The organism is Candidatus Rokuibacteriota bacterium, from assembly GCA_016188005.1.
Lineage (GTDB): Bacteria > Methylomirabilota > Methylomirabilia > Rokubacteriales > CSP1-6 > UBA12499.
In genome coordinates, this window is record JACPIQ010000038.1 from 1 (window position 1) to 19,278 (window position 19,278).

Below are 19,278 nucleotides of genomic sequence, written 5' to 3' on the forward strand. Positions count from 1 at the left end.
ATCCGCGCCAACATGCTCACGTATTCGATCTGGGCGGGCAACTATGCCCTCGTGATGGCGCCCCAGCAGCGCGAGCTGCTCGGCGCCGCGGGCTGGTCGAAGCAGGACGTGCGCGAGTACGTCTTCGAGCGCGCGCGCGTCACCCGCGGCGAGTGGCGGACGGTGGGCAAGGCGGCCGTGGCGGGCGGGAAGGACGAGGCGCGCGTGTACACGGCGCTCCGGTCGCCCGACGATCTCCTGCTCGTGGCCGCCGGCGGTCCGGCCGGCGGCTTCGGCGTGATCGTGCCGCCGTGGTACGGAGCCAAGTCCCTGGCCGTCACCGAGATCATCCGCGCTCCCGCGGCGGAGGAGAGGGCAACCGCATGAGCATCCGCGTGCTCGACCCGCGCCTCGACCCCGAGGGCGAGGCCCCCCGCCTGGCGCCGCCGCTCGCCTCGCTCCGCGGCGCCACCGTGGGGTTCATCGACAACGCCAAGATCGGCACCGCGCGCTTCTTCGATCATCTCGAGGCGCTGCTGCGGGAGCGCGACGGCGTCCGCGAGGTCATCCGCCGGCGCAAGCCGGATTCGAGCCGGCCGGCGCCGAGGGAGATGCTCGCCGAGCTGTCGGCGGCCGACGCCATCGTCTCCGCCGTCGGCGACTGAGGGAGCTGTTCGTCGTGCAGTCTGCACGACGCGATCTCGTCGGAGCGGCTCGGCATCCCCGCGGCGGCGGTGATCACCGACCGCTTCGAGGTCACTGCCCGCGCCATGGCCCGGGCGAGCGGGCTCCCCGACTATCCGTTCGCGGTCATCGCGCACCCGATCGCGGGCAATACGGACGAGGCACTGCGGGACAAGGCGGCGGCCATCCACGGCGCCCTCGTGCGCTTGCTCACCGAGCGGGCCCGCACGTAGTGGCCGGGCGAGGGGGCGGGGCGGGGGCGATCAGGGCGCGGCACCCCGCCGTGAGCGAGTCGTGTTCACGACCATGGGCGTGCCCAGGCAGGAGCGGCCCAGGAGGTTCGACGGAGGCGCCATGGGCTGGGTCATCGTGGAATTCCCCGGATCTCGGGAAGTCTTCGTCGACGACAAGACTCAGGGCTCCAACCGGGACGTCGACGGGTACTATCGCACGCTCCTCGTCGAGGACGGCCTGCACACCTTCCGCCTGAGCGGCACCGATGTGGCGCCACCGTTCCAGGACGCGAGGGTGAAGAACACGGGCATCCTCCACCCCCTCCGCGTCGTCTTCACGCAGGTGTAGGCATGCGCACGCTCGGCGCCCTCGTCCTCGCCTTTCTCGTCGCCGGGTGTGCGGGGCCCGTGAACAGGAAGCTCGGGATGTTCGACGGCACCAGCGGGTATCGCTACGACACGCTTTCGAAGGACGGCAACGGCGACGAGCTGTTCGTGGTCCTCGCCTTCTCCGGGGGCGGCACGCGGGCGGCCGCCTTCTCCTATGGCGTGATGGAGGCGCTCCGGGACGCGCGCCACACGGGCGGCCGCCCCCTGCTCGAGGACGTCGACGTCATCTCGTCCGTGTCGGGCGGCAGCTTCACCGCGGCCTACTACGGGCTGTTCCGAGACGCCATGTTCACGGACGCGGGCCGCGACACGTTCCTGCACGAGAAGATCCAGTTCCAGAGCGCCCTCATCGGGCGCGCGCTCGCGCCGTGGACCTGGGTCCGCCTCATGTCGCCGAGCTTCGACCGCATCAATCTCGCCGCCGAGCTGTACGACGGGCAGATCTTCGAGGGCAAGACGTTCCGCGACCTCATGGGGCGCAAGCCGTACATCATCCTCAACGCCACCGACATGTCGCTCGGCCAGCGGTTCGAGTTCACGCAGGACCAGTTCGACCTGCTGTGCTCCGACCTCGCCTCGGTGAAGATCGCCACCGGCGTGGCCGCGTCCTCGGCGTTTCCCGGCCTGCTCAGCCCGCTCACCGTGACGAACTACGCGGCCGGGGGCTGCAACTATCAGGAGCCGACGTGGCTCAGGAACGCCAAGGCCCGCGACAACCCCGCGCGGCGGCGTGTGCGCGGACGCGACGCGGCCTCCTATCAGGACCAGAAGGCCGAGCGGCCGTTCGTTCACCTCCTCGACGGTGGTCTCGCGGACAACATCGGCCTCCGCGGCCCCTACCTGGCGCTCACCAGCGGGGACAGCGGCTGGAGCCTCATCCAGGGGATGAACCAGGGCGTCGTCCAGCGCGTCGTCGTCATCACCGCGAACGCCAAGACGAAGCACCGCACGACCTGGGACGCGCGCCGGTCCGCTCCGGGCCTCTTCTCCGTCCTGGGCTTCGTCACCACGGGACCGATGGACAACTACTCGTTCGACACGGTGCAGCTCGTCACCGACTACTTCGATCGCCTGCGCGAGTCGTTCCAGGACTACGCGGCGTGCCGGGCCCGCCTGGAGGCCTGCGGCCAGCCGCTGCCTGGCGTGGCGCAGCCCGTCCCCCTGCACGCCGTCGAGGTCTCGTTCGACGGGTTCCACGGCAGCCCGGACCGCGATCGCCTGCGCCGGTGCCTGGAGGAGCTCCCCACGTCGTTCCAGCTCTCCGACGACCAGGTCGAGCTGCTGCGTCGCGCGGGCTATGTCCTGGTGATGACATCCGCCGACTTCAACGACGCGATGAAGGCCATCGACGACGGCTGGACGCCGAGGCCCGCCGCGATGGACGCGGCGCTCGTCGACCGCGCCTGCCCGGCGACGCAGAAGTGAGCGCGCCACTCCACGTCAGCCAGGTCCTCGAAGCCGAGTACGGGGCACTCCACGCGCCGCTGCCGTCCGGCGAGACGACCTGGCTCCTTCGCCCGGATCACCTCATCGATCCGGCCGGACTCCTCGGGCGGCTGCGCGACCCAGCGGACCGGGTGTCCGCGGCCCTCCGACCGCGGCTCGCTGCCGGCCTGGCCGCGCCGGCCGATGCCACGGCGCTGGTCGCGATGCTGAACCCGCTCCTCCAGTCGCAGCAGGTCCTCTGCGACGCCCGGCTGCTCGAGGGGGACGTCGACGAGGAGCTGGCAACGCTCCTGGCGCAGCATCCGACGGGCGACGATCTCGTCCACGTGAACCGGCTTCTCCTCGACGCGGCCTACCGTGGATTGATCGTGCCCGTGCATCAGGCGCGCCTGGCCGCGATCTGGGAGCGGATGCGCGCCGCGAAGCTGGCCGCCCTCTGCCTGTCGGGCGGCGGCATCCGCAGCGCCACGTTCGCGCTCGGCGTGTTGCAGGGCTTGGCCCGGGCAGGCCTGTTGAGCCGCTTCGACTATCTCTCGACGGTATCGGGTGGCGGCTTCATCGGAAGCTGGCTCACCGCCTGGAGCCACCGACACCCGCAAGGCGCGCCGGGCGTCGTCGCCGAGCTGGCCGCCCCGCCAACCTCGGGCCTCACGCCGGAACTGCGCCCCATCCACCGCCTCCGCGAGTACAGCAACTACTTGAGCCCCCGCCTCGGCCTGCTCTCGGCCGATACGTGGACGCTTGCCGCGACCTACCTCCGCAATCTGTTCCTCAACTGGCTCGTGCTGGTGCCACTTCTCGCCGCCGTGCTGGCGCTGCCGCGCCTGGTCGTGGCACTCTACGCCGTCGCGCCGGCCCCGGCCTCGGTCAACGTCGGCGGGTGGGCGCTCGGATGGCCCGAGGCGCTGCTGGTCGTCGGGTTCCTCCTGAGCGTCCTGGCGATCGCCTGCATCGGGTACGAGCGCCCGAGCTACCGCGACCACCGGCCACCGGAGCGCAGGCAGGGCCTGGGGCAGGGCCAGTTCCTCGTGTGGTGCCTCCTGCCCCTTGTCGTGTCAGCGCTCTTGCTGACGCTCTACTGGCGCTGGCGGGGCACGCCCGAGCTGAGCGGGCGGGACTGGGGGGGCTTCGCGCTCTTCGGCGTCCTCCTTCATGTCGCCGCATTCGCGGTCTATTCCTGGCGCCTCCATCTCTGGGATCGGGTGAGCCTCCTGGTCGTCGCCCTCACCGGCGTCCTCGGCGGCCTGGCCGGCGGCGTCCTGGCCGATGTGGTGCTCCCGAGCCTCGAGCAGACCCCGCATCTCGGCGCGGCGCTCGCCGTCCCGCTGGTGCTGGCCGCGGTGCTCGTGGCCGCCACGCTCTTCATCGGCTTCGCCAGCCGGATGACCAGCGACGAGGACCGGGAGTGGTGGTCCCGGGCGGGCGCCTGGATCATGATCGCGATGGTGGGGTGGAGCGTGCCGAGCGCGATCGTGATCTGGGGGCCGGAGTGGATCGCCGACCTCAAGCGATGGGTCGGTTCGCTGGGCGGCGTCGCGGCCGCCGTGACGGTGCTGCTCGGGGCCAGCGCCCGCACCGCAGCCTCCGAGCGGACGGAGCGGTCGAGCAAGCTCCTCTCGCTCGTGCGCGCCCGCGCACCGGTCCTGGCCGCACCGGTCCTTGCGGCCTGCATCGCCGTGTTCCTGTCGATGGGAACCGACTGGGCCCTCGTCGGGCTCGACTGGGTCCGGGCGAAGCTGCCCTCGTGGGCGGCGCCCGCGACGGCGCTCCCGAGGGACGCGACGCGCCATTCCGAGATCGTCGCTGGGGCCGACGTGTGGCTCGTCCTGGCGTTGATCGTCGGACTCGTCGTGGTGAGCGTCGCGATGAGCGTGGTGGTGAACGTCAACAAGTTCTCGCTCCACGCGATGTACCGGAACCGGTTGATCCGCGCCTACATCGGCGCCTCGCGCGTGCCGCGCCGCCCCAACCGATTCACCGGCTTCGACCGCGAAGACAACGTGTACCTGCGAGACCTCCAGGTCGTGCGCCCGCTCCACGTCGTGAACATGGCCCTCAACCTCGTCGCCGGCGACAAGCTCGCCTGGCAGGAGCGCAAGGCGGAGACCTTCACCATCACGAAGCTCCACGCCGGCAGCTACCACGTGGGGTATCGGCCGAGTGGCGACTACGGCGGCCCCAGCGGGATGAGCCTGGGCACGGCGGTCGCCATCTCCGGCGCCGCGGCGAGCCCCAACATGGGCTATCACTCGTCGCCGCTGGTGACGTTCCTGATGACGCTGTTCAACGCGCGCCTGGGGTGGTGGCTCGGCAACCCGGGCGTGCACGGGGCGTACACCTACAGGAACCGTTCCCCCCGGCTCGCGTTTCTGGCGATTCTCGCCGAGGCGCTCGGCCTCACCAACGACCGGCGGCGCTATGTCTACCTCTCCGACGGCGGCCACTTCGACAATCTCGGCCTGGTCGAGATGATTCTCCGCCGCTGCCAGATCGTCGTGGTGAGCGACGCCGGGTGCGACCCCCAGTGCGGCTTCGATGACCTCGGGAGCGCGATCCGCAAGATCCGGATCGACCTCGGTGTCGAGATCGAGATGGAGGCCATGAAGATGCGGCCCCGGGGCAGGGGCCCCGGAGCCTGCTGCGCCGTCGGCCGCATCCGGTACTCCGCGGTGGACGGCACGAGCGCGGCCGACGACGGGTGGCTCGTGTACGTGAAACCGGCCCTCGGCGGTGGCGAGCCGGCCGACGTCGTCGCCTACGCTCGACGCAGCAAGGAGTTCCCCCAGGAGCCCACCGCCGATCAGTGGTTCAGCGAGTCACAGTTCGAGAGCTACCGGCGGCTCGGGCTCTGGGAGATCGAGGCGATTCTTCGGGCCGGGCCCCCCGCCGACCTCGCCGACTTCGTCACGCGCGCTCAGCAGCACGTGCAAGCCGTGCCGTGAGTCGAGGGACGGCCGGACGTCGGTCCCAGAGTAACTCTTGCCGTGCCGTCGTGTAAGAACGTAACCTCCATTCCCCGCTCGGGGAGCGCCGGCCCGCTCGGGCACCCGCCCTCGGTCCATTAGTCCCTGTAAGTCGGGGGGGGCTTGCGGTCTGGCGCCCTGCCGGGACGTCTGGCACACCGATTGCCTGTCCAGCCCCAGCGAGTTCGAGAAGGACCGCCGTGGATCGCTGGCCGACCCCGACCACGCCCGCCGAGGGGAGGTTCGGATTCATGCAGCCTCGATCGATCGCCGTCCCGCCACCCACCGGGGCCGCGCCGCTGTCACCGTGGAACGGCAGACTCGCGGCGCGCGGGAAGTTCTTCTTCTCCGGAGTCGAGAAGGTCCTGCTCAAGGGGATCACGTACGGGCCGTTCGCGCCCGATGGCTCCGGCATCCAGTTCCCCGACCGCGACACCGTCAAGGGCGACCTGGCCCTCATCGCCGAGCTCGGGGCCAACACGCTTCGAACCTTCACCGTTCCGCCCCGCTGGCTCCTGGATCTGGCCGACCAGCGCGACCTGCGCGTGCTCGTGGGGATCCCGTGGGCCGAGCACATCTGCTTTCTCGACTCGACGGAGGTCATCCGGTCGATTCGCCGGACGATCACGGAGGCGGTGGAGGGGTGCCGCGGCCATCCGGCGGTGGCGGCGTATCTCGTGGGGAACGAGATCCCGCCGGACATCGTCCGCTGGAACGGAGCCCGGAGGGTCGCCGCCTTCCTCCGCGAGCTCGTGGACGTCGTCAAGGGCCTCGAGCCCGACACGCTCGTGGGCTATGCCAACTTCCCCTCCACCGAGTACCTGGAGACGGAGTTCACCGACTTTCTCGCGTTCAACGTCTACCTGCACCGGGAGGCGGATCTCCGCCGGTACCTGCACCGCCTGCACACGCTGGCGGGGGACCGGCCGCTCGTCCTCACGGAGTTCGGGATGGACTCCGTGCGCGAGGGCGAGCAGGCGCAGGCCGCGACGCTGTCGTGGCAGGTCCGGACGGCGCTCGAGATGGGCGTGGCGGGTACCTGCGTCTTCTCGTTCACCGATGAGTGGTTCACGGGCGGTCACGCCGTGACAGACTGGGGGTTCGGGCTCGTGGACCGCGGGCGGCGCCGGAAGCCCGCCTTCCACGCGGTGCAGCGCCGGTACACCACGGACGGGCTCCCCGCCCTGTCCGAATACCCGAAGGTATCCGTCGTGGTGTGCGCGTACAACGCCGAGAGCACCATCGCCGCCTGCCTCGACTCGCTGCGGGAGCTCCGCTACCCCGCCTACGAGGTCGTGGTCGTGGACGACGGGTCCACGGACCGCACGGGGCAGATCGCCGACGAGTACGAGGGCGTCCACGTGATCCACCAGGAGAACCGGGGGCTGAGCGCCGCCCGGAATGTCGGCATTGCCGCGTCGGTCGGCGACATCGTCGCCTTCACCGATTCCGACTGCGTCGCGGATCCGGACTGGCTGCACTATCTGGTCGCTGCGTTCCTCTCCTCGGGATGGCCGGCGGTCGGCGGGCCCAACCTGCCGCCGCCGGAGGACTCGCTGGTCGCCTCGTGCGTGGCCGCCGCGCCAGGCGGGCCGCTCCACGTGCTGCTGACCCACGAGGAGGCCGAGCACATTCCGGGCTGCAACATGGCGTTTCGCCGGGAGATGCTCGAGGAGATCGGCGGCTTCGACCCGATCTTCCGCGCCGCCGGCGACGACGTGGATCTGTGCTGGCGGCTGCAGGAGCGCGGCCATCGCATCGCCTTCAGCCCCGCCGCCATGGTCTGGCACTTCCGGCGCAATACCGTGCAGGCCTACATCGGGCAGCAGCGGGGCTACGGCAAGGCCGAGGGGCTGCTGTATTTCCGGCATCAGCAGCGCTTCAACGCGCTCGGCTACTCGCGGTGGCGCGGCCGGATCTACGGGGGCATCTACTCCCTGTTCACCTCGCTGCTCTCGCTCCGGCGCCCGGTCATCTACGGTGGCGTCTTCGGCCGCGGCCTGTTCCAGACGCTCTACCAGCCGCCGTCGGGTCTCCTCGCGCACCTGCCGCTCACGCTGGAGTGGAACGCGGCGGCCGCTGCGCTCCTGGCCGTCGCCCTCGTCCGGGGCGGCTGGGCGTGGCTGGGCGCGGCACCGCTGCTGCTGACGTGGGGCTGCTGCCTGGGAGCGGCGCTGCGCGCCCGCGTGGACGTGCGGGCGGACAGTCTTCGCGGCCGCCTGCTGATCGCGCTCCTCACCTCTGTGGGCCCGCTCGTCCGCTGTTTCGAGCGCTATCGCTGGCTGGCGCGCGGGCTGTCGGCCGCCGAGCCCGACGAGGGGGGCCGGCCCGTCCGGGCGCTGCCGGTGTCGTGGCGGGAAGGGGCGCTGTCCGTCGCGTTCTGGACCGAGGACGGGCTGGAGAAGGAAGCGGTGCTGGAAGGTCTCCGGGAAGCCGTCGCCGCGCGGAAGTACTTCGTCCTGGTGGATCAGGGGTGGAGTGAGTGGGACCTCGAGGTGTATGGAGGGCTCTGGTCGAGGGGACGCGTCACGGTGGCCACGGAGTATCACGGCGCGGGCCGCCGGGTCCTGCGCGTCAAGTGCGCCGTGCGGGGCTCGCTCCTCGGCCGGCTCGTGGGCGGCGGCGCGCTCCTCCTCGGTGCGCTCGGCGTGGCGCTCGGCTCCGGGATCCTGGTCACCGCCGGCCTCGGCGGGGCCGCCGTCGGCGCGGCGGCATTTGGCCGGGAAGCCTTGAAGCTCGGCCGGACGCTTCATCGCTCCCTGCAGGCGGTGGCGCGGCAGACCCGGCTACACTATGCGCCGCCGCTGCAGGCTCCCGCGGCAGCAGCGACGTGAGCGCGTTCTCGTCCCGGGTGCTGACCTACCTGCGCCCGCACCGCCTGCCGCTGCTCTGGGCGCTCGTCCAGGTGCTGCTCATCGGCGTCTGCGAGCTGCTCAAGCCCTGGCCGCTCAAGGTCGTCATCGACTCGGTGCTCGGGGGGCAGGCGCCGCCCCGGGGCTGGCCGGCCGGATGGTCCCCCGAGGCCCTGCTGCTCGCGGCGTGCGCGGCCCTCGTGCTCATCTACGCCGTGCTCGGCACCCTCACCGTCCTGAACAACTTCACCACGATCCGCGTCGGCCAGCGAATGGTGAGCGAGCTGCGGAGCGACCTCTACAGCCATCTCCACCGGCTCTCCCTCGCCTTCCACAGCCGGGCCCAGGTCGGCGACCTGCTCTACCGCGTCACCGCCGACACCTTCGCCCTCCAGAGCCTGACCATGAACAGCCTCTTTCCAGCCGTGACCGCCCTGATCCTCCTCGTGGGGATGAGCGTGATCATGCTCCGGCTCGACTGGACGCTGACGCTGCTGGCGCTCGGTGTGTGTCCGGCGCTCTTCGCGGCCATCGCGCGGCTCAACGCCCGGCTCACCCGGGTGGCGGGGGAGGTCCGCCGGCACGAGAGCGAGGTCTACGCCGTCGTCCAGCAGACCATGTCCACGATGCGGGTGATCCAGGCGTTCACGCGCGAGGAAGACGAGCACCGGCGGTTCATGACGGCCAACCGGCAGAGCCTCGCCGCGGGGCTGCGGCTCTACACGCTGCAGACGTTCTACTCGAGCGTGGTGAACGTGGTGATCGCCCTGGGCACGGCCGCGGTCGTCTGGGTGGGGGCGCGGCACGTCCTGGACGGCTCGCTGAGCCTGGGCTCCCTGGTGATCTTCGTCTCCTATCTGGCTTCGCTCTACGGCCCCATCAACAGCCTGTTCCAGACCTACGGATTCGCCCAGGGCTCCAGGGCCGGGGTGCAACGCGTGTTCGACGTGCTGGACGTCGAGCGGGAGATCGCGGACGGCGCGGATGAGTTTCCCTCGCCGGGGGCGGTGGGCGAGGTGGCGTGGGAGAGCGTCTCCTTCGCGTACACGCCGGGCCGTCCGGTGCTGGCCGGGGTGACCCTCCGCGTCCGGCCGGGGCAGAAGGTGGCCATCGCGGGGCCGACGGGAGCCGGAAAGTCCACCCTGCTGAGCCTCCTCCCGCGCTTCTACGACCCGACCGCGGGCCGCCTCGTCGTCGACGGCCGGGACGCGCGGGAGTACCGGCTCGCCTCGCTGCGCCGGCAGATCGCCATGGTGCTCCAGCCGCCGCTGGTGTTCCCGACCACCCTGCGCGACAACATCGCGTTCGGACGCCCCGGCGCGCGCCCCGACGAGATCATCTCCGCCGCCCGACTGGCCTGCATCGACGACATGATCATGAGGCTTCCCAGGGGATACGAGACGCTGGTCGGAGAGCAGGGCGTCACCCTGTCGGAAGGCGAGAAGCAGCGGCTCACCATCGCGCGCGCCATCCTCCGGAACTCGCCGATCCTCATCCTGGATGAGCCCACCTCGTCGGTGGACGCCGAGACCGAGTTCCTCATCCTGCAGGGGCTCGAGCGGCTGACCGCCGGGCGCACCACGTTCATCATCGCCCACCGGCTGTCCACGGTGCGGAAGGCCGACCTGATCGTGGTCCTTCGCGACGGTCACGTCGTGGAGCAAGGCGGCTTCGAAGCCCTCATGGAGGCCCGCGGCACGTTCGCCTCACTGTACCGGCTGCAGGACGGCGTCCGGAAGGAGGACCCGCTTGCGCTCCCATAGGCGGATCCTCGTGCTCCATCTGGCCGGGCAGTACCCGATGGGCGGCATTGGCTGGCAGGCCGTCCACTACGTCGTCGGCCTCGCCCGGCTGGGCTACGACGTGTACTACGTCGAGGACTCCTGGGCGCCGCCCTACGATCCCCGGCTCCGGAGCGTGACGGAGGACTGCGGGTACGGCGTCGAGTTCCTGCGCCGGACCATGGAGCGGTTCGGGCTCGGGGATCGCTGGGCGTACCGCGACCTGCTCCGGGACCGCTGCTACGGGCTTCCGCGCGAGCGGCTCGAGCGGCTCTACCGCGAGGCCGATGCCCTGCTCAACGTGTGCGGCGCGAGCCGGCTGCGCGAAGAGCACCTGCGCTGCCCGATCCGCGTCTACGTGCAGACCGATCCCGTGCACGACCAGATCCTGGTCATGGAGAACAACGCGAGGACCATCGCCACGCTGGCGGCCCACACCCACCACTTCACCTACGGCGAGAACCTGGGCCAGCCGGACTGTCCGATCCCCCTCGAGGGATTCGACTGGAGACCGACGCGGCCGCCCGTCGTCCTGGATCTCTGGGAGCCGCGCTTCGATCCTGCGGCCGAGCGCTTCACCACGATCGGCACGTGGGAGAACGTCAGCAAGGACGTCCAGTTCGCGGGACAGACCTACTACTGGTCCAAGCACGTCAACTTCCTGCGCGTCGTCAATCTTCCGCAGCTGACATCCCAGCCGCTGGAGCTGGCGATCGGGAATGTCGATCCGGGGGCCCGGGAGCTGCTGCGCGAGTCGGGCTGGCAGCTGGCGGACGGCTACGAGAAGTCGCGCGACACCATCGCGTACCAGGAACACATCTATGCCGCCCGAGGCGAGTTCACGGTGGCGAAGGACCTGGTGGCCCGCACGCGCTCGGGGTGGTTCAGCGACCGCAGCGTCTGCTACCTGGCCGCCGGAAAGCCGGTGGTCACCCAGGAGACCGGCTTCAGCAAGTTCGTCCCGACGGGCCGCGGTCTCTTCGCCTTTTCCACTCCCGAGGAGGCGGCGGCGGCCATCGAGGAGATCAACCGCGACTACGCTGACCAGTGCCGGGCGGCGCGGGACATCGCCGCCGGCTACTTCGGTTCGGACCAGGTGCTGGCGGAGCTCTGCCGCGAAGCGGGACTCTGACCGCGGCGGTTGCCGGCCCCGCAGTCCGGTGAGCCGGCGGCAGCCGCGTGTTTGACCCCTCCACCGCTGCAGACTACTCTTCAGGAGTGCCGCGAGAAGGGCAGCCGGCGTGACCTGTGGGGACTGCGGATTCTACGTGATGATCCTCCGGGGGCACAAGTAGCGGTCACCGGAAATCCTCCGTCCAGCCATGTGGCCCCCCTTCGACAGGCTTGGACCTCTCGAAGAGGGTGGGCTCGAGCCGGGGCTGAGGCCAAGCAGTCCGATCACCTGTTTTCTGTCATCGCCCAAGATCTTGGTCGGTCTCGGGTGTCCACCGAGGCAGTGCTGGGCCAACTGACCAGCTTGGCGGTGCCTCACAGCCCGCGCTGGCGGCTCGGGGGCGGCGCGGGTGGACGACGTGGTCGGGCCGCCCGGCGGGGAGCGGCCCGACCAGGACGACTGTCAGCTCTTCCAGTCGAAGGCAATGAGATTGCCCGAGTCGCCCTCCCACGCTCGGAGCTCGGGATCGGACCACCGGCTGCCCTTGCTGCTGGCGACGTGCATTCGGTCGATCTGGAACGCGGCCTGAGCGGCGGCGCCCTCGATCCGCGTCGGCTTTCCCGTCCCGTCCTTGAGCGGGCGCATCGAGACGTGTCCGACATCGCCGACGGTCGCCGACGGGCTCTCGCCGTGCTCCACGGCGATCTTCGTCACGCGCGCCGGCAGCCACATGCTGATGATTCCGCCCAGCAGGGGCTCGAACAGCCCGCCCTTCTTGCCGGAGAATATGGCCTCGAGCTCCCGGCGCTGGGCGGCCGTCGCGCTCTCGTCGATGTACAGTCGCGCCTTGCCCTTGCCCGACCAGAAGTCGCCCGGCCACTCGGCGGAGAGCGCGACCTTCTTGCCCGCGAGGTCCACGCCGTCGGCCGTTCCGCGCTGGATATCGAAGACGAAGGTCCCTCCGCACCATCCCTGATCCGGCTTCGCCGGTCCGAGCCAGCACCCGCACAGCACCGCGCAGTTACACAGCTCCAGGGCCTGTCCGCTCACGTTCCAGGGCATGCTCTCCCTCCTTTCAGCGCCAGAGAGGTGTCATGAGGAGTGTCCCCGCGACCACGAGCACGACGCCCGCGACACGGGTCACCCTTTGCTCGCCCGGAGCCATCTTCTCGATCAGCACGAAGGCGGCGAGGGCGGCCACCCAGACGAGATTCATCACGCCGGCCACGAACAGAAGGGCCATCAGCACCCAGCAGCAACCGACGCAGTAGGCCCCGTGACGGAGCCCCATGCTCAGCGCGCCCGCCGATCCCTCCCGCCACTCGCTCATGATGAAGGCGAGCGGGGACCGGCAGACCCGGAGACACCTGTCCTTGAGCGGCGTCCACTGGAAGATGCCCGCCGCGATGAGGAGCGCTCCGCCGAGATGGCGGCTGGTGGTCATCAGCATGGGGGAGAGCAGGGCGGCGCTGTGGAGTCCCCACTGAGCGAGGGTGGCGAGGGCGCTGTAGGTCGCCCAGACGAGGAGATAGCCGAGGACGAAGACGCCGGTTTGCGCGAAGGGCCGACCCGCTGCCGGTCGCGAGCGAGCGATGCGGGCGAACATCAGCACCATGGGGCTGGCGGCGGGGATCATCATGGCGGCCATCATCACCGACCACATGAGGAAGGTCAGGAGCCCGTCGGCCAGGTGCCAGCCGTGCATCTGGGGACCCGCCATGCCCAGGGCCGCGTGCATGTCGAGGTCCGACATCGCCTGGGCCAGACGCAGGACATACAGCCACGCCAGGATGGCGAGGCCGGCGAGCCCGGCGCCGACGATGGCGCGGTCGCGCCTGACAACGGCGTCGAGCGTCGTGCTCACTCGTTCCGCGCCTCCTCGGGCACGGGCGGGGCGCTGGCGTGAATGGCGTCGAGAACGATGGAGGCAAGTCTCGGAGAACACGGGGGGCCTGTCAAGGTCGAGCGACGCAGCGCAACACCTGCGAGTGCCTGGCGATGGCCGACCCCGGGTCACGCCCGATGGAGGCTGCCCGCAGCCCATCGTCCGGCGGCGGGCCCGTAGGAGCCCGCCCGCGTGTTTGACCCCTTCACCGCTGCAGACTACTCTTGAGGGGTGCCGCGAGAAGGGCAGCCGGCGTGACCTGTGGGGACTGCGGATTCGAGGGCCCGCCGGACTTCGCCTTCTGCCCCAGGTGTGGCCGCAAGCTCGAGCGCGAGCCCGAGGCCGACCGGCGCACCGTCACGGTCGTCTTCGCCGACCTCTCGGGCTTCACCGCGCTGGCCGAGCGCCTGGACCCCGAGGACGTCCGCGCCGTCCAGAGCGACCTCTTCCAGGAGATGGCCGCGGCGATCCAGCAGTACGGCGGCTTCGTCGAGAAGTTCGTGGGCGACGCCGTCATGGCGGTCTTTGGCGCGCCGGTGGCCCACGAGGACGACCCCGAGCGCGCCCTCCGCGCCGCGCTGGCCATGCAGGAGCGGACGGCGGCGCTCAACGGCCGCTGGCAGGCACGCCTGGGCACCGCGCTCGCCCTCCACGTGGGCGTCAACACCGGGCCCGTCGTCGCGGGGAGCATCGGCGCCGACAAGGGTGGCGCCTACGCCGTCACGGGCGACACTGTCAACACGGCGTCGCGCCTCCAGAGCGTGGCGCCGCCGGGTCAGGTCCTCGCCAGCGAGGCCACCTGGCGTCTCGCCCAGCACGCCTTCGCCTTCGAGGCGGCAGGCAATCTCCAGGTGAAGGGCAGGTCCGAGCCCGTCGCCGCCTACCGGCTGTCGGGACTCCTGGCTGCCCCGCGCTCGGCGCGCGGCCTCGAAGCCCACGGCCTCGCCGCCCCGCTCGTCGGCCGCGAGGCGGAGCTCACAAGACTCCTGGCAGCCTTCGACACGGCGGTGCAGGGGCGCGCGCAGGTGGTGAGCCTCATCGGCGACGCCGGAGTCGGCAAGTCCCGGCTCCTGCGCGAGTTCCTCCAGGTGCTTGACGCCGGAGGGCGGCTCCGCGGAGTGACCGTGCGCCAGGCCGCCTGCTCGTCGCTCGGTGAGCAGACCTACGGCGTCGTGGCCGCGTTCCTCCGGCAGGCATACGAGGTCGCCCCCGAGGATCCGCTCGAGGTGGCGCGGAAGAAGCTCGTCGCCGGTCTCACGGCCCTCGGTGCCCGCGAGGACGAGACCGCCGGCATCGCCCCCCTCCTCGGCCGGCTTCTCGGCCTCGAGCCCGCCCCCTTCGAGCCCGCCCAGGTGGAGCCCGAGCAGGTCAAGCGCCAGATCTACCTGGCCTCGCGTCTCGTCCTCGAGTGGCGCCTCCGGCAGGGCCCGCTCGTGCTCGTGGTGGAAGACCTGCACTGGGCCGACGCCGCCTCCGTGGAGCTCCTGGAATTCATGGTGGACCACCTGGCCGACCGCTCCTTCATGCTGCTGGTCACGCGCCGCGCCGCGCCCGACGGGCACCGGCTGGCGCCGCGGCGCGCGACCCACACGGTCCTCAGGCTCGAGGCGCTGCCGACCGGCCAGACCGAGGCCCTCCTGGGTGCCCTCTTCGGCCGTTCCGCGGCGGGCATTCCCGGGCGCCTCCGCGAGCTCATCGTCCAGCGCGCCGGCGGCGTGCCCTTCTACGTGGAGGAGATCGTCCGCGGCCTCATCGCCAGTGGCGCCCTCGCCCGGGACGGCACCGGCTGGACGTGCCGGGCTGACGTCGCGGCCGTGGACGTGCCGCCGACCCTCCAGGGGCTGCTCCTCTCGCGCGTCGACCGCCTGCCGCCGCCGGCGCGGCGCACGCTCCAGGAGGCGGCCGTCCTCGGCACCGACTTCGACGAGCGGCTGCTCCGTGAGGTCGTGAGCGAGCCCGAGGCGGCGGCCGCGTCGCTGACAGTCCTCCGCGAGGCCGAGCTCCTGGAAGCGGCCGCGCCGCGGCAGTACCGCTTCCCCCACGCGCTGGTCCAGGAGGTCGTCTATCAGAGCCTCCTGCTCCGCCGGCGCATGGAGCTTCACGGGCGTGCCGGCCTCGCGCTGGAGGCGCTCGCGGGTGGCAGGCCCGAGCGGCTGGAGGACCTGGAGGCCCTCGGCCATCACTTCGGCCTGAGCGCCGATAAGCGGAAGGGCGCGCGCTACCTCGCAGCCGCGGGGGATTGGGCCCGGGCGATCTACGCCAACGAGGATGCCCTCCGCCACTACCGGCGCGCCCTGGGCGCGCTCGCCGAGTGCGACGAGGGCTGCGGCGCCGAGCGGCTCGACGTCCACGAGCGGCTCGGTGATCTGCTGGGGCCGACGGGTGGCCGGCCGGAGGCCCTCGAGCACTACGCGGTCGTGCTCGCAGGACACGCCGGTGACCGCCCCGCCCAGGCACGGCTCCAGCGGAAGATCGGCGGGCTCCACTGGGATGCGGGCGACCGCTCCCGGGCCCTTGCTTGCTTCGAGACCGGGCTATCGCTCCTGGACGGTCAGCCCGAGGACGTGGAGCTCCCCCGCCTCTACCTGGAGATGGGCCGGGCGGCCTTCAGGAGCGGCGACAACCCGGGCGCCATCGAGTGGGCCGAGCGCGCGGGCGCCCACGCCGAGCGGCTCGCCGCCTCGGGTGACCCCGCCACCCGGAAGGAGGCGGCCGCGGCCATCGCCCACGCCCGGAACACCCTCGGCATCGCGCTCGCCCGTACGGGCCGCCTGCAAGACGCCGCCGCCCAGATCGAGCAGAGCGTGGCTGCCGCCCTGGCCGAAGAGCTCCTCCAGCCGGCGTGCCGCGGCTACACGAACCTGTCCGTCCTCTACGGCAGCCTCGACCCGGGCCGCGCCATCGAGACCTGCCAGCGGGGGCTTGCCATGGCGCGGAAGATCGGCGACCTGGGATTCCAGGCGCGGCTCCACGCCAACCTCGCCGTGGCCTACTGCGCCCTCACCAACCGCTGTGAGGAGCAGGGGATCGGCGCCGCCCAAGCGGCCATCGAGCTGGACCGCCGGCTCGGCCAGCTCGACCACCTGGCCATCCCCTTGATCGTCCTCGGCCAGATCCACCAGTGCCACGGCGGCGACCCGGCCGAGGCGCGCCGCTGCTACGAGGAGGCCCTCACCCTCGCCGAGCCGGTGGGCGACCCCCAGCTCCTGTTTCCCTGCTACGATGGGCTCGGTACGCTCTATCTCGACCAGGGAGACGAGGAGCGGGCCGAACAGTACATGCGGCGGGCCCAGGAGATCTGCGAGCGCGCCGGCATCGACCCCGACTCCCTCGTCGTCCTGCCGTTTCTCGAGTAGGGACTCTTTGCTCCGAAGGAGGTGCACCTGACGATGAGCTCGTTCCAACGGCTCGAGCCCGGCGACCGGGCTCCCGACTTCACCCTCCCGGCGGTCAACCGCGAGGGGACCGTCTCTCTCGGGGAGTTCCGCGGCAAGCGACCGGTGCTCCTCGCCCTGTTCCGGGGGCTCCACTGCCCGTTTTGCCGCCGCCAGCTCGTGCAGCTGACCGCGATGCGGGAGAAAGTCAATCGCGCGGGGGTCGAGACGCTGGCCGTCGTCAACACCCCCCTCGACCGGGCCCGTCTCTACTTCAAGTACCACCCGACGCGCGTCCTCCTGGCCGCCGACCCGGAGGCCGGCACCCACCGCCTCTTCCGCCTGCCCGCGTTCGAGCTCGGGGAGGTGTCGGAGTGGCCCCTGCGGACGACCGCGGAAGAGTTCGGCGCCGTGCGCGTCAACCCGAGTGGCGAGCTGGCAGTGGCGCTACAGCCGATGGAGGCCAACGACGAGCTGAACCGGCGAGAAGGATTCCAGCTGACCGAGGTGGACCAGCAGATCCTCAGGGCACACGGCACGCAGCTGGCCGGCCACTTTCTGATAGACCGGGAGGGGATCGTCCGCTGGACCCACGTCGAGGCGTGGGAGCGGATCGGTGACCTGACGATCTTCCCCTCCGAGGAGGAGATCCTGGCAGCCGCCCGCGCGCTTCCGCGATGAGACGCGTCGCCACGCTCGTTCTCGTGTTCTTCATGGGCGCGTGCGCCGGTCATTGATCAGGCGCTCAGTTACCTCACGAAGGCGTTCTTTCAGCTCGGGGATTACGAGGTCGCCTCGTACTACGCGCGCGCCACGCTGCAGCACAACCAGGAGAACAAGTTCGTCCTGCCCTACATCGAGCAGATCCGCCGTGCCCCACGAGGAGCATCTCCAACCGGGCGCAAGTAGCCCGGCGGCACCCTGATTCCGCGCCAGGCCGTGGCGGTCTCGCTGGGCGAGGCTCGACGCCGGATGCCGGACACCAGAGCTTGCAGACGGGCCGGCGCGCGCTGCACGCGGGAGTGCTCCTCGGTCACCTTGGCGATCGCCGACGGAAAGACGACCAGGACGATCTCACCGCCCAGCGCGGCGGACGGGGCGAGAATTCCCTCGAATCCGGCCACCCGGGCGGCGTCCCCGAGCGCCTGGCACCGGGTCAGGTCATCGCCGGTGAGGTCGGCTTCGGTCAGCGCGAGGACGTCGCGCACCCCAGGATCGGTCAGGTCCAGCACCCGGAGATTCTCGACCCGCGCGCCCCCGATCCGGCGCCGGATCTCGAAGGGCGAGAGCTCGCTCGAGGTGTGGTGGCGCAGGAGCTCGACCCACGCCCCGCGCTCGGTGGTCGAGGCGTACCAGGCTCCCCGGTCCCCCGCGCGATGATACCGGCCAGGCCCGGCCGCTGGCGTTGCCACGTCCAGGAGGTGTCGCGTCGGCGCGCACTGGCGCCACACGCGACCGCTGAAAATCCGCACCCGGGCGGCGGCGATTCCGCCGCCCGGGCTAGACGTAGGCGCCCTCGACGTAGGCGGCCGCGGCCTCCCGCACGGCCTGAGTCTCGCCGGCGGCCAAGGCCTCGAGCGGTCGGCGGTCGCCGAGGAGCCGGTTGCGCGCGCGGAGCCACTGGCCCACCCCCCGCCGCGTCAGCGTCTCCTGCAGGAGCAGAGCGATCTCCCGGAGATCGCGCAGGCGATCCTCGGCCTGGGGCCGGATCGCGGACGTCCGTTGCCAGTTCCGCACGGATCGGGCGGTGGCCCGAGTCGCCAGCGCGATCGCCGCCTGCGTGAGCCCGAACTGACGGAGCGCGTGTACCACGTCAGCGGCCTCGACGGCGCGCTCCAGCGGGACGGGGCGCGGCGGTGCCGCCACTCGCTTCACCGCCCGCCGGTGGGCGACCCGGGTCTGCCGGTCACGCGGCGCGTGCGCTCGCGTAGGACATCACTTCCTCTCTAGTTTCCTCTTTGTCTGCCTCAAAAGTTACCTTCTTCGCTGCCGCGTGTCCACTGGATTCTCATCCGCGCTCAGGCTGTCGTCAGCGACCCAGGAAGGCGTTCGCTTCCCTGATCTCGGGGCGCTGGGTGTCGGCCCTGGCCGTGAGCGTGACCAGCCGCTCGTAGTTGGCGCGGGCCTTGGCGGTGTCACCCGCTGCCTTCGCGGCCCTGGCGGCCCCGAGGTATCCGCGCAGGCGATTGGGCTCCCGGCCCTGGGAGGCCTCGAACGCGGCGAGCGCCTCCGGCGCGCGGTTGGCCTCCAGCAGCATCTCGCCCAGCAGCTCGCGGGCTGGAACCAGGCGGCCGGGGCTCACGATGTGCTTCTCGGTGAGGTCCTCGGCGTCGGCGGCCGCCCGCATCAGACGGATCGCCTCGTCGGCCTTGCCCTCGACGCGGGCGTTCCACGCTCTCACGATCTGGCGCTGGACGTCGACCTCCCCGGCCCAGTACCCTTGCTTCATCCCGACGAGAGCGGTGTGAAGCGCGTCGAGCCGTTCCAGGTCCTGCCGCGCGGTGGCGGCGTTGCCGGCGCGCGATGCACCCAGCGCCCGGGCGAAGACCACCAGCGCCTCGGCCTGCGGCCACTTGC

The 19,278-nt window shown here is 71.2% G+C and carries 16 protein-coding genes; 11 read left to right on the forward strand and 5 right to left on the reverse strand.

What is annotated here, in order from left to right; translation table 11 throughout:
- From HYV93_08150 to HYV93_08190, 9 genes are all read left to right on the forward strand, one after another.
- On the forward strand, window positions 1–366 hold a 366-nt coding region (locus HYV93_08150), incomplete at its 5' end, for a hypothetical protein (protein MBI2525941.1).
- The gene (locus HYV93_08155) at window positions 363–644 is read left to right on the forward strand and encodes a hypothetical protein (protein ID MBI2525942.1); all 282 of its coding nucleotides are present in this window, start codon (window positions 363–365) and stop codon (window positions 642–644) included. The genes HYV93_08150 and HYV93_08155, both read left to right, overlap by 4 nt.
- Before the next feature lie 69 nt (window positions 645–713).
- On the forward strand, window positions 714–896 hold the full coding sequence (locus HYV93_08160) for a hypothetical protein (GenBank protein ID MBI2525943.1): 183 nt from the start codon (window positions 714–716) through the stop codon (window positions 894–896).
- A gap of 61 nt (window positions 897–957) precedes the next feature.
- Complete coding sequence (locus tag HYV93_08165) at window positions 958–1,245, forward strand: hypothetical protein (protein MBI2525944.1); 288 nt, start codon at window positions 958–960, stop codon at window positions 1,243–1,245.
- A 2-nt stretch (window positions 1,246–1,247) separates the two neighbouring features.
- Window positions 1,248–2,711 carry a patatin-like phospholipase family protein gene (locus HYV93_08170; protein MBI2525945.1) on the forward strand — a complete coding sequence of 488 codons (1,464 nt, stop codon included), beginning with the start codon at window positions 1,248–1,250 and terminating at the stop codon, window positions 2,709–2,711.
- Between the two features lie 431 nt (window positions 2,712–3,142).
- Window positions 3,143–5,674: a patatin-like phospholipase family protein gene (locus HYV93_08175; protein ID MBI2525946.1), complete on the forward strand. Its 2,532-nt coding sequence runs from the start codon at window positions 3,143–3,145 to the stop codon at window positions 5,672–5,674.
- Window positions 5,675–5,946: 272 nt separating this feature from the next.
- Window positions 5,947–8,529 (forward strand): glycosyltransferase, encoded by a 2,583-nt coding sequence (locus HYV93_08180; protein ID MBI2525947.1) that lies wholly within the window; start codon window positions 5,947–5,949, stop codon window positions 8,527–8,529.
- Window positions 8,526–10,310: an ABC transporter ATP-binding protein gene (locus HYV93_08185; GenBank protein MBI2525948.1), complete on the forward strand. Its 1,785-nt coding sequence runs from the start codon at window positions 8,526–8,528 to the stop codon at window positions 10,308–10,310. Before HYV93_08180 ends, HYV93_08185 begins: the two co-directional genes overlap by 4 nt.
- A complete protein-coding gene (locus HYV93_08190; GenBank protein MBI2525949.1) occupies window positions 10,297–11,460 on the forward strand; it encodes a hypothetical protein in 1,164 nt (387 codons plus the stop codon). The genes HYV93_08185 and HYV93_08190 overlap by 14 nt, the downstream gene beginning before the upstream one ends.
- A 444-nt stretch (window positions 11,461–11,904) precedes the next feature.
- Here HYV93_08190 and HYV93_08195 read toward each other — a convergent pair whose 3' ends face one another.
- Together HYV93_08195 and HYV93_08200 are read right to left on the reverse strand one after the other, a co-directional pair.
- Complete coding sequence (locus tag HYV93_08195; protein ID MBI2525950.1) at window positions 11,905–12,504, reverse strand: DUF1326 domain-containing protein; 600 nt, start codon at window positions 12,502–12,504, stop codon at window positions 11,905–11,907.
- 13 nt (window positions 12,505–12,517) lie between these two features.
- Window positions 12,518–13,486: a DUF2182 domain-containing protein gene (locus HYV93_08200; GenBank protein MBI2525951.1), complete on the reverse strand. Its 969-nt coding sequence runs from the start codon at window positions 13,484–13,486 to the stop codon at window positions 12,518–12,520.
- 95 nt (window positions 13,487–13,581) lie between these two features.
- Between HYV93_08200 and HYV93_08205 the strand changes: the two genes are divergently transcribed.
- Window positions 13,582–16,683 carry an AAA family ATPase gene (locus HYV93_08205; protein MBI2525952.1) on the forward strand — a complete coding sequence of 1,034 codons (3,102 nt, stop codon included), beginning with the start codon at window positions 13,582–13,584 and terminating at the stop codon, window positions 16,681–16,683.
- A gap of 33 nt (window positions 16,684–16,716) precedes the next feature.
- Window positions 16,717–17,382, forward strand: a complete 666-nt coding sequence (locus HYV93_08210) for an AhpC/TSA family protein (protein ID MBI2525953.1) — start codon at window positions 16,717–16,719, stop codon at window positions 17,380–17,382.
- Window positions 17,383–17,552: 170 nt separating this feature from the next.
- Here HYV93_08210 and HYV93_08215 read toward each other — a convergent pair whose 3' ends face one another.
- The 3 genes from HYV93_08215 to HYV93_08225 all read right to left on the reverse strand — a co-directional run.
- Window positions 17,553–18,173: an RES family NAD+ phosphorylase gene (locus HYV93_08215; protein ID MBI2525954.1), complete on the reverse strand. Its 621-nt coding sequence runs from the start codon at window positions 18,171–18,173 to the stop codon at window positions 17,553–17,555.
- Window positions 18,174–18,201: 28 nt separating this feature from the next.
- Complete coding sequence (locus HYV93_08220) at window positions 18,202–18,567, reverse strand: DUF2384 domain-containing protein (protein MBI2525955.1); 366 nt, start codon at window positions 18,565–18,567, stop codon at window positions 18,202–18,204.
- Between the two features lie 163 nt (window positions 18,568–18,730).
- Window positions 18,731–19,278 (reverse strand): hypothetical protein (locus tag HYV93_08225; protein MBI2525956.1); only part of this gene is annotated, 548 nt, incomplete at its 5' end.

What these genes read in the sequence shown, in the direction of transcription:
- HYV93_08155 (MBI2525942.1), top strand. Translation starts at nt 363, where the DNA reads ATGAGCATCCGCGTGCTCGACCCGCGCCTCGACCCCGAGGGCGAGGCC.
- HYV93_08170 (MBI2525945.1), top strand. Translation starts at nt 1,248, where the DNA reads ATGCGCACGCTCGGCGCCCTCGTCCTCGCCTTTCTCGTCGCCGGGTGT.
- HYV93_08175 (MBI2525946.1), top strand. Translation starts at nt 3,143, where the DNA reads ATGCGCGCCGCGAAGCTGGCCGCCCTCTGCCTGTCGGGCGGCGGCATC.
- HYV93_08180 (MBI2525947.1), top strand. Translation starts at nt 5,947, where the DNA reads ATGCAGCCTCGATCGATCGCCGTCCCGCCACCCACCGGGGCCGCGCCG.
- HYV93_08195 (MBI2525950.1), bottom strand. Translation starts at nt 12,504, where the DNA reads ATGCCCTGGAACGTGAGCGGACAGGCCCTGGAGCTGTGTAACTGCGCG.
- HYV93_08200 (MBI2525951.1), bottom strand. Translation starts at nt 13,486, where the DNA reads ATGGGCTGCGGGCAGCCTCCATCGGGCGTGACCCGGGGTCGGCCATCG.
- HYV93_08210 (MBI2525953.1), top strand. Translation starts at nt 16,717, where the DNA reads ATGAGCTCGTTCCAACGGCTCGAGCCCGGCGACCGGGCTCCCGACTTC.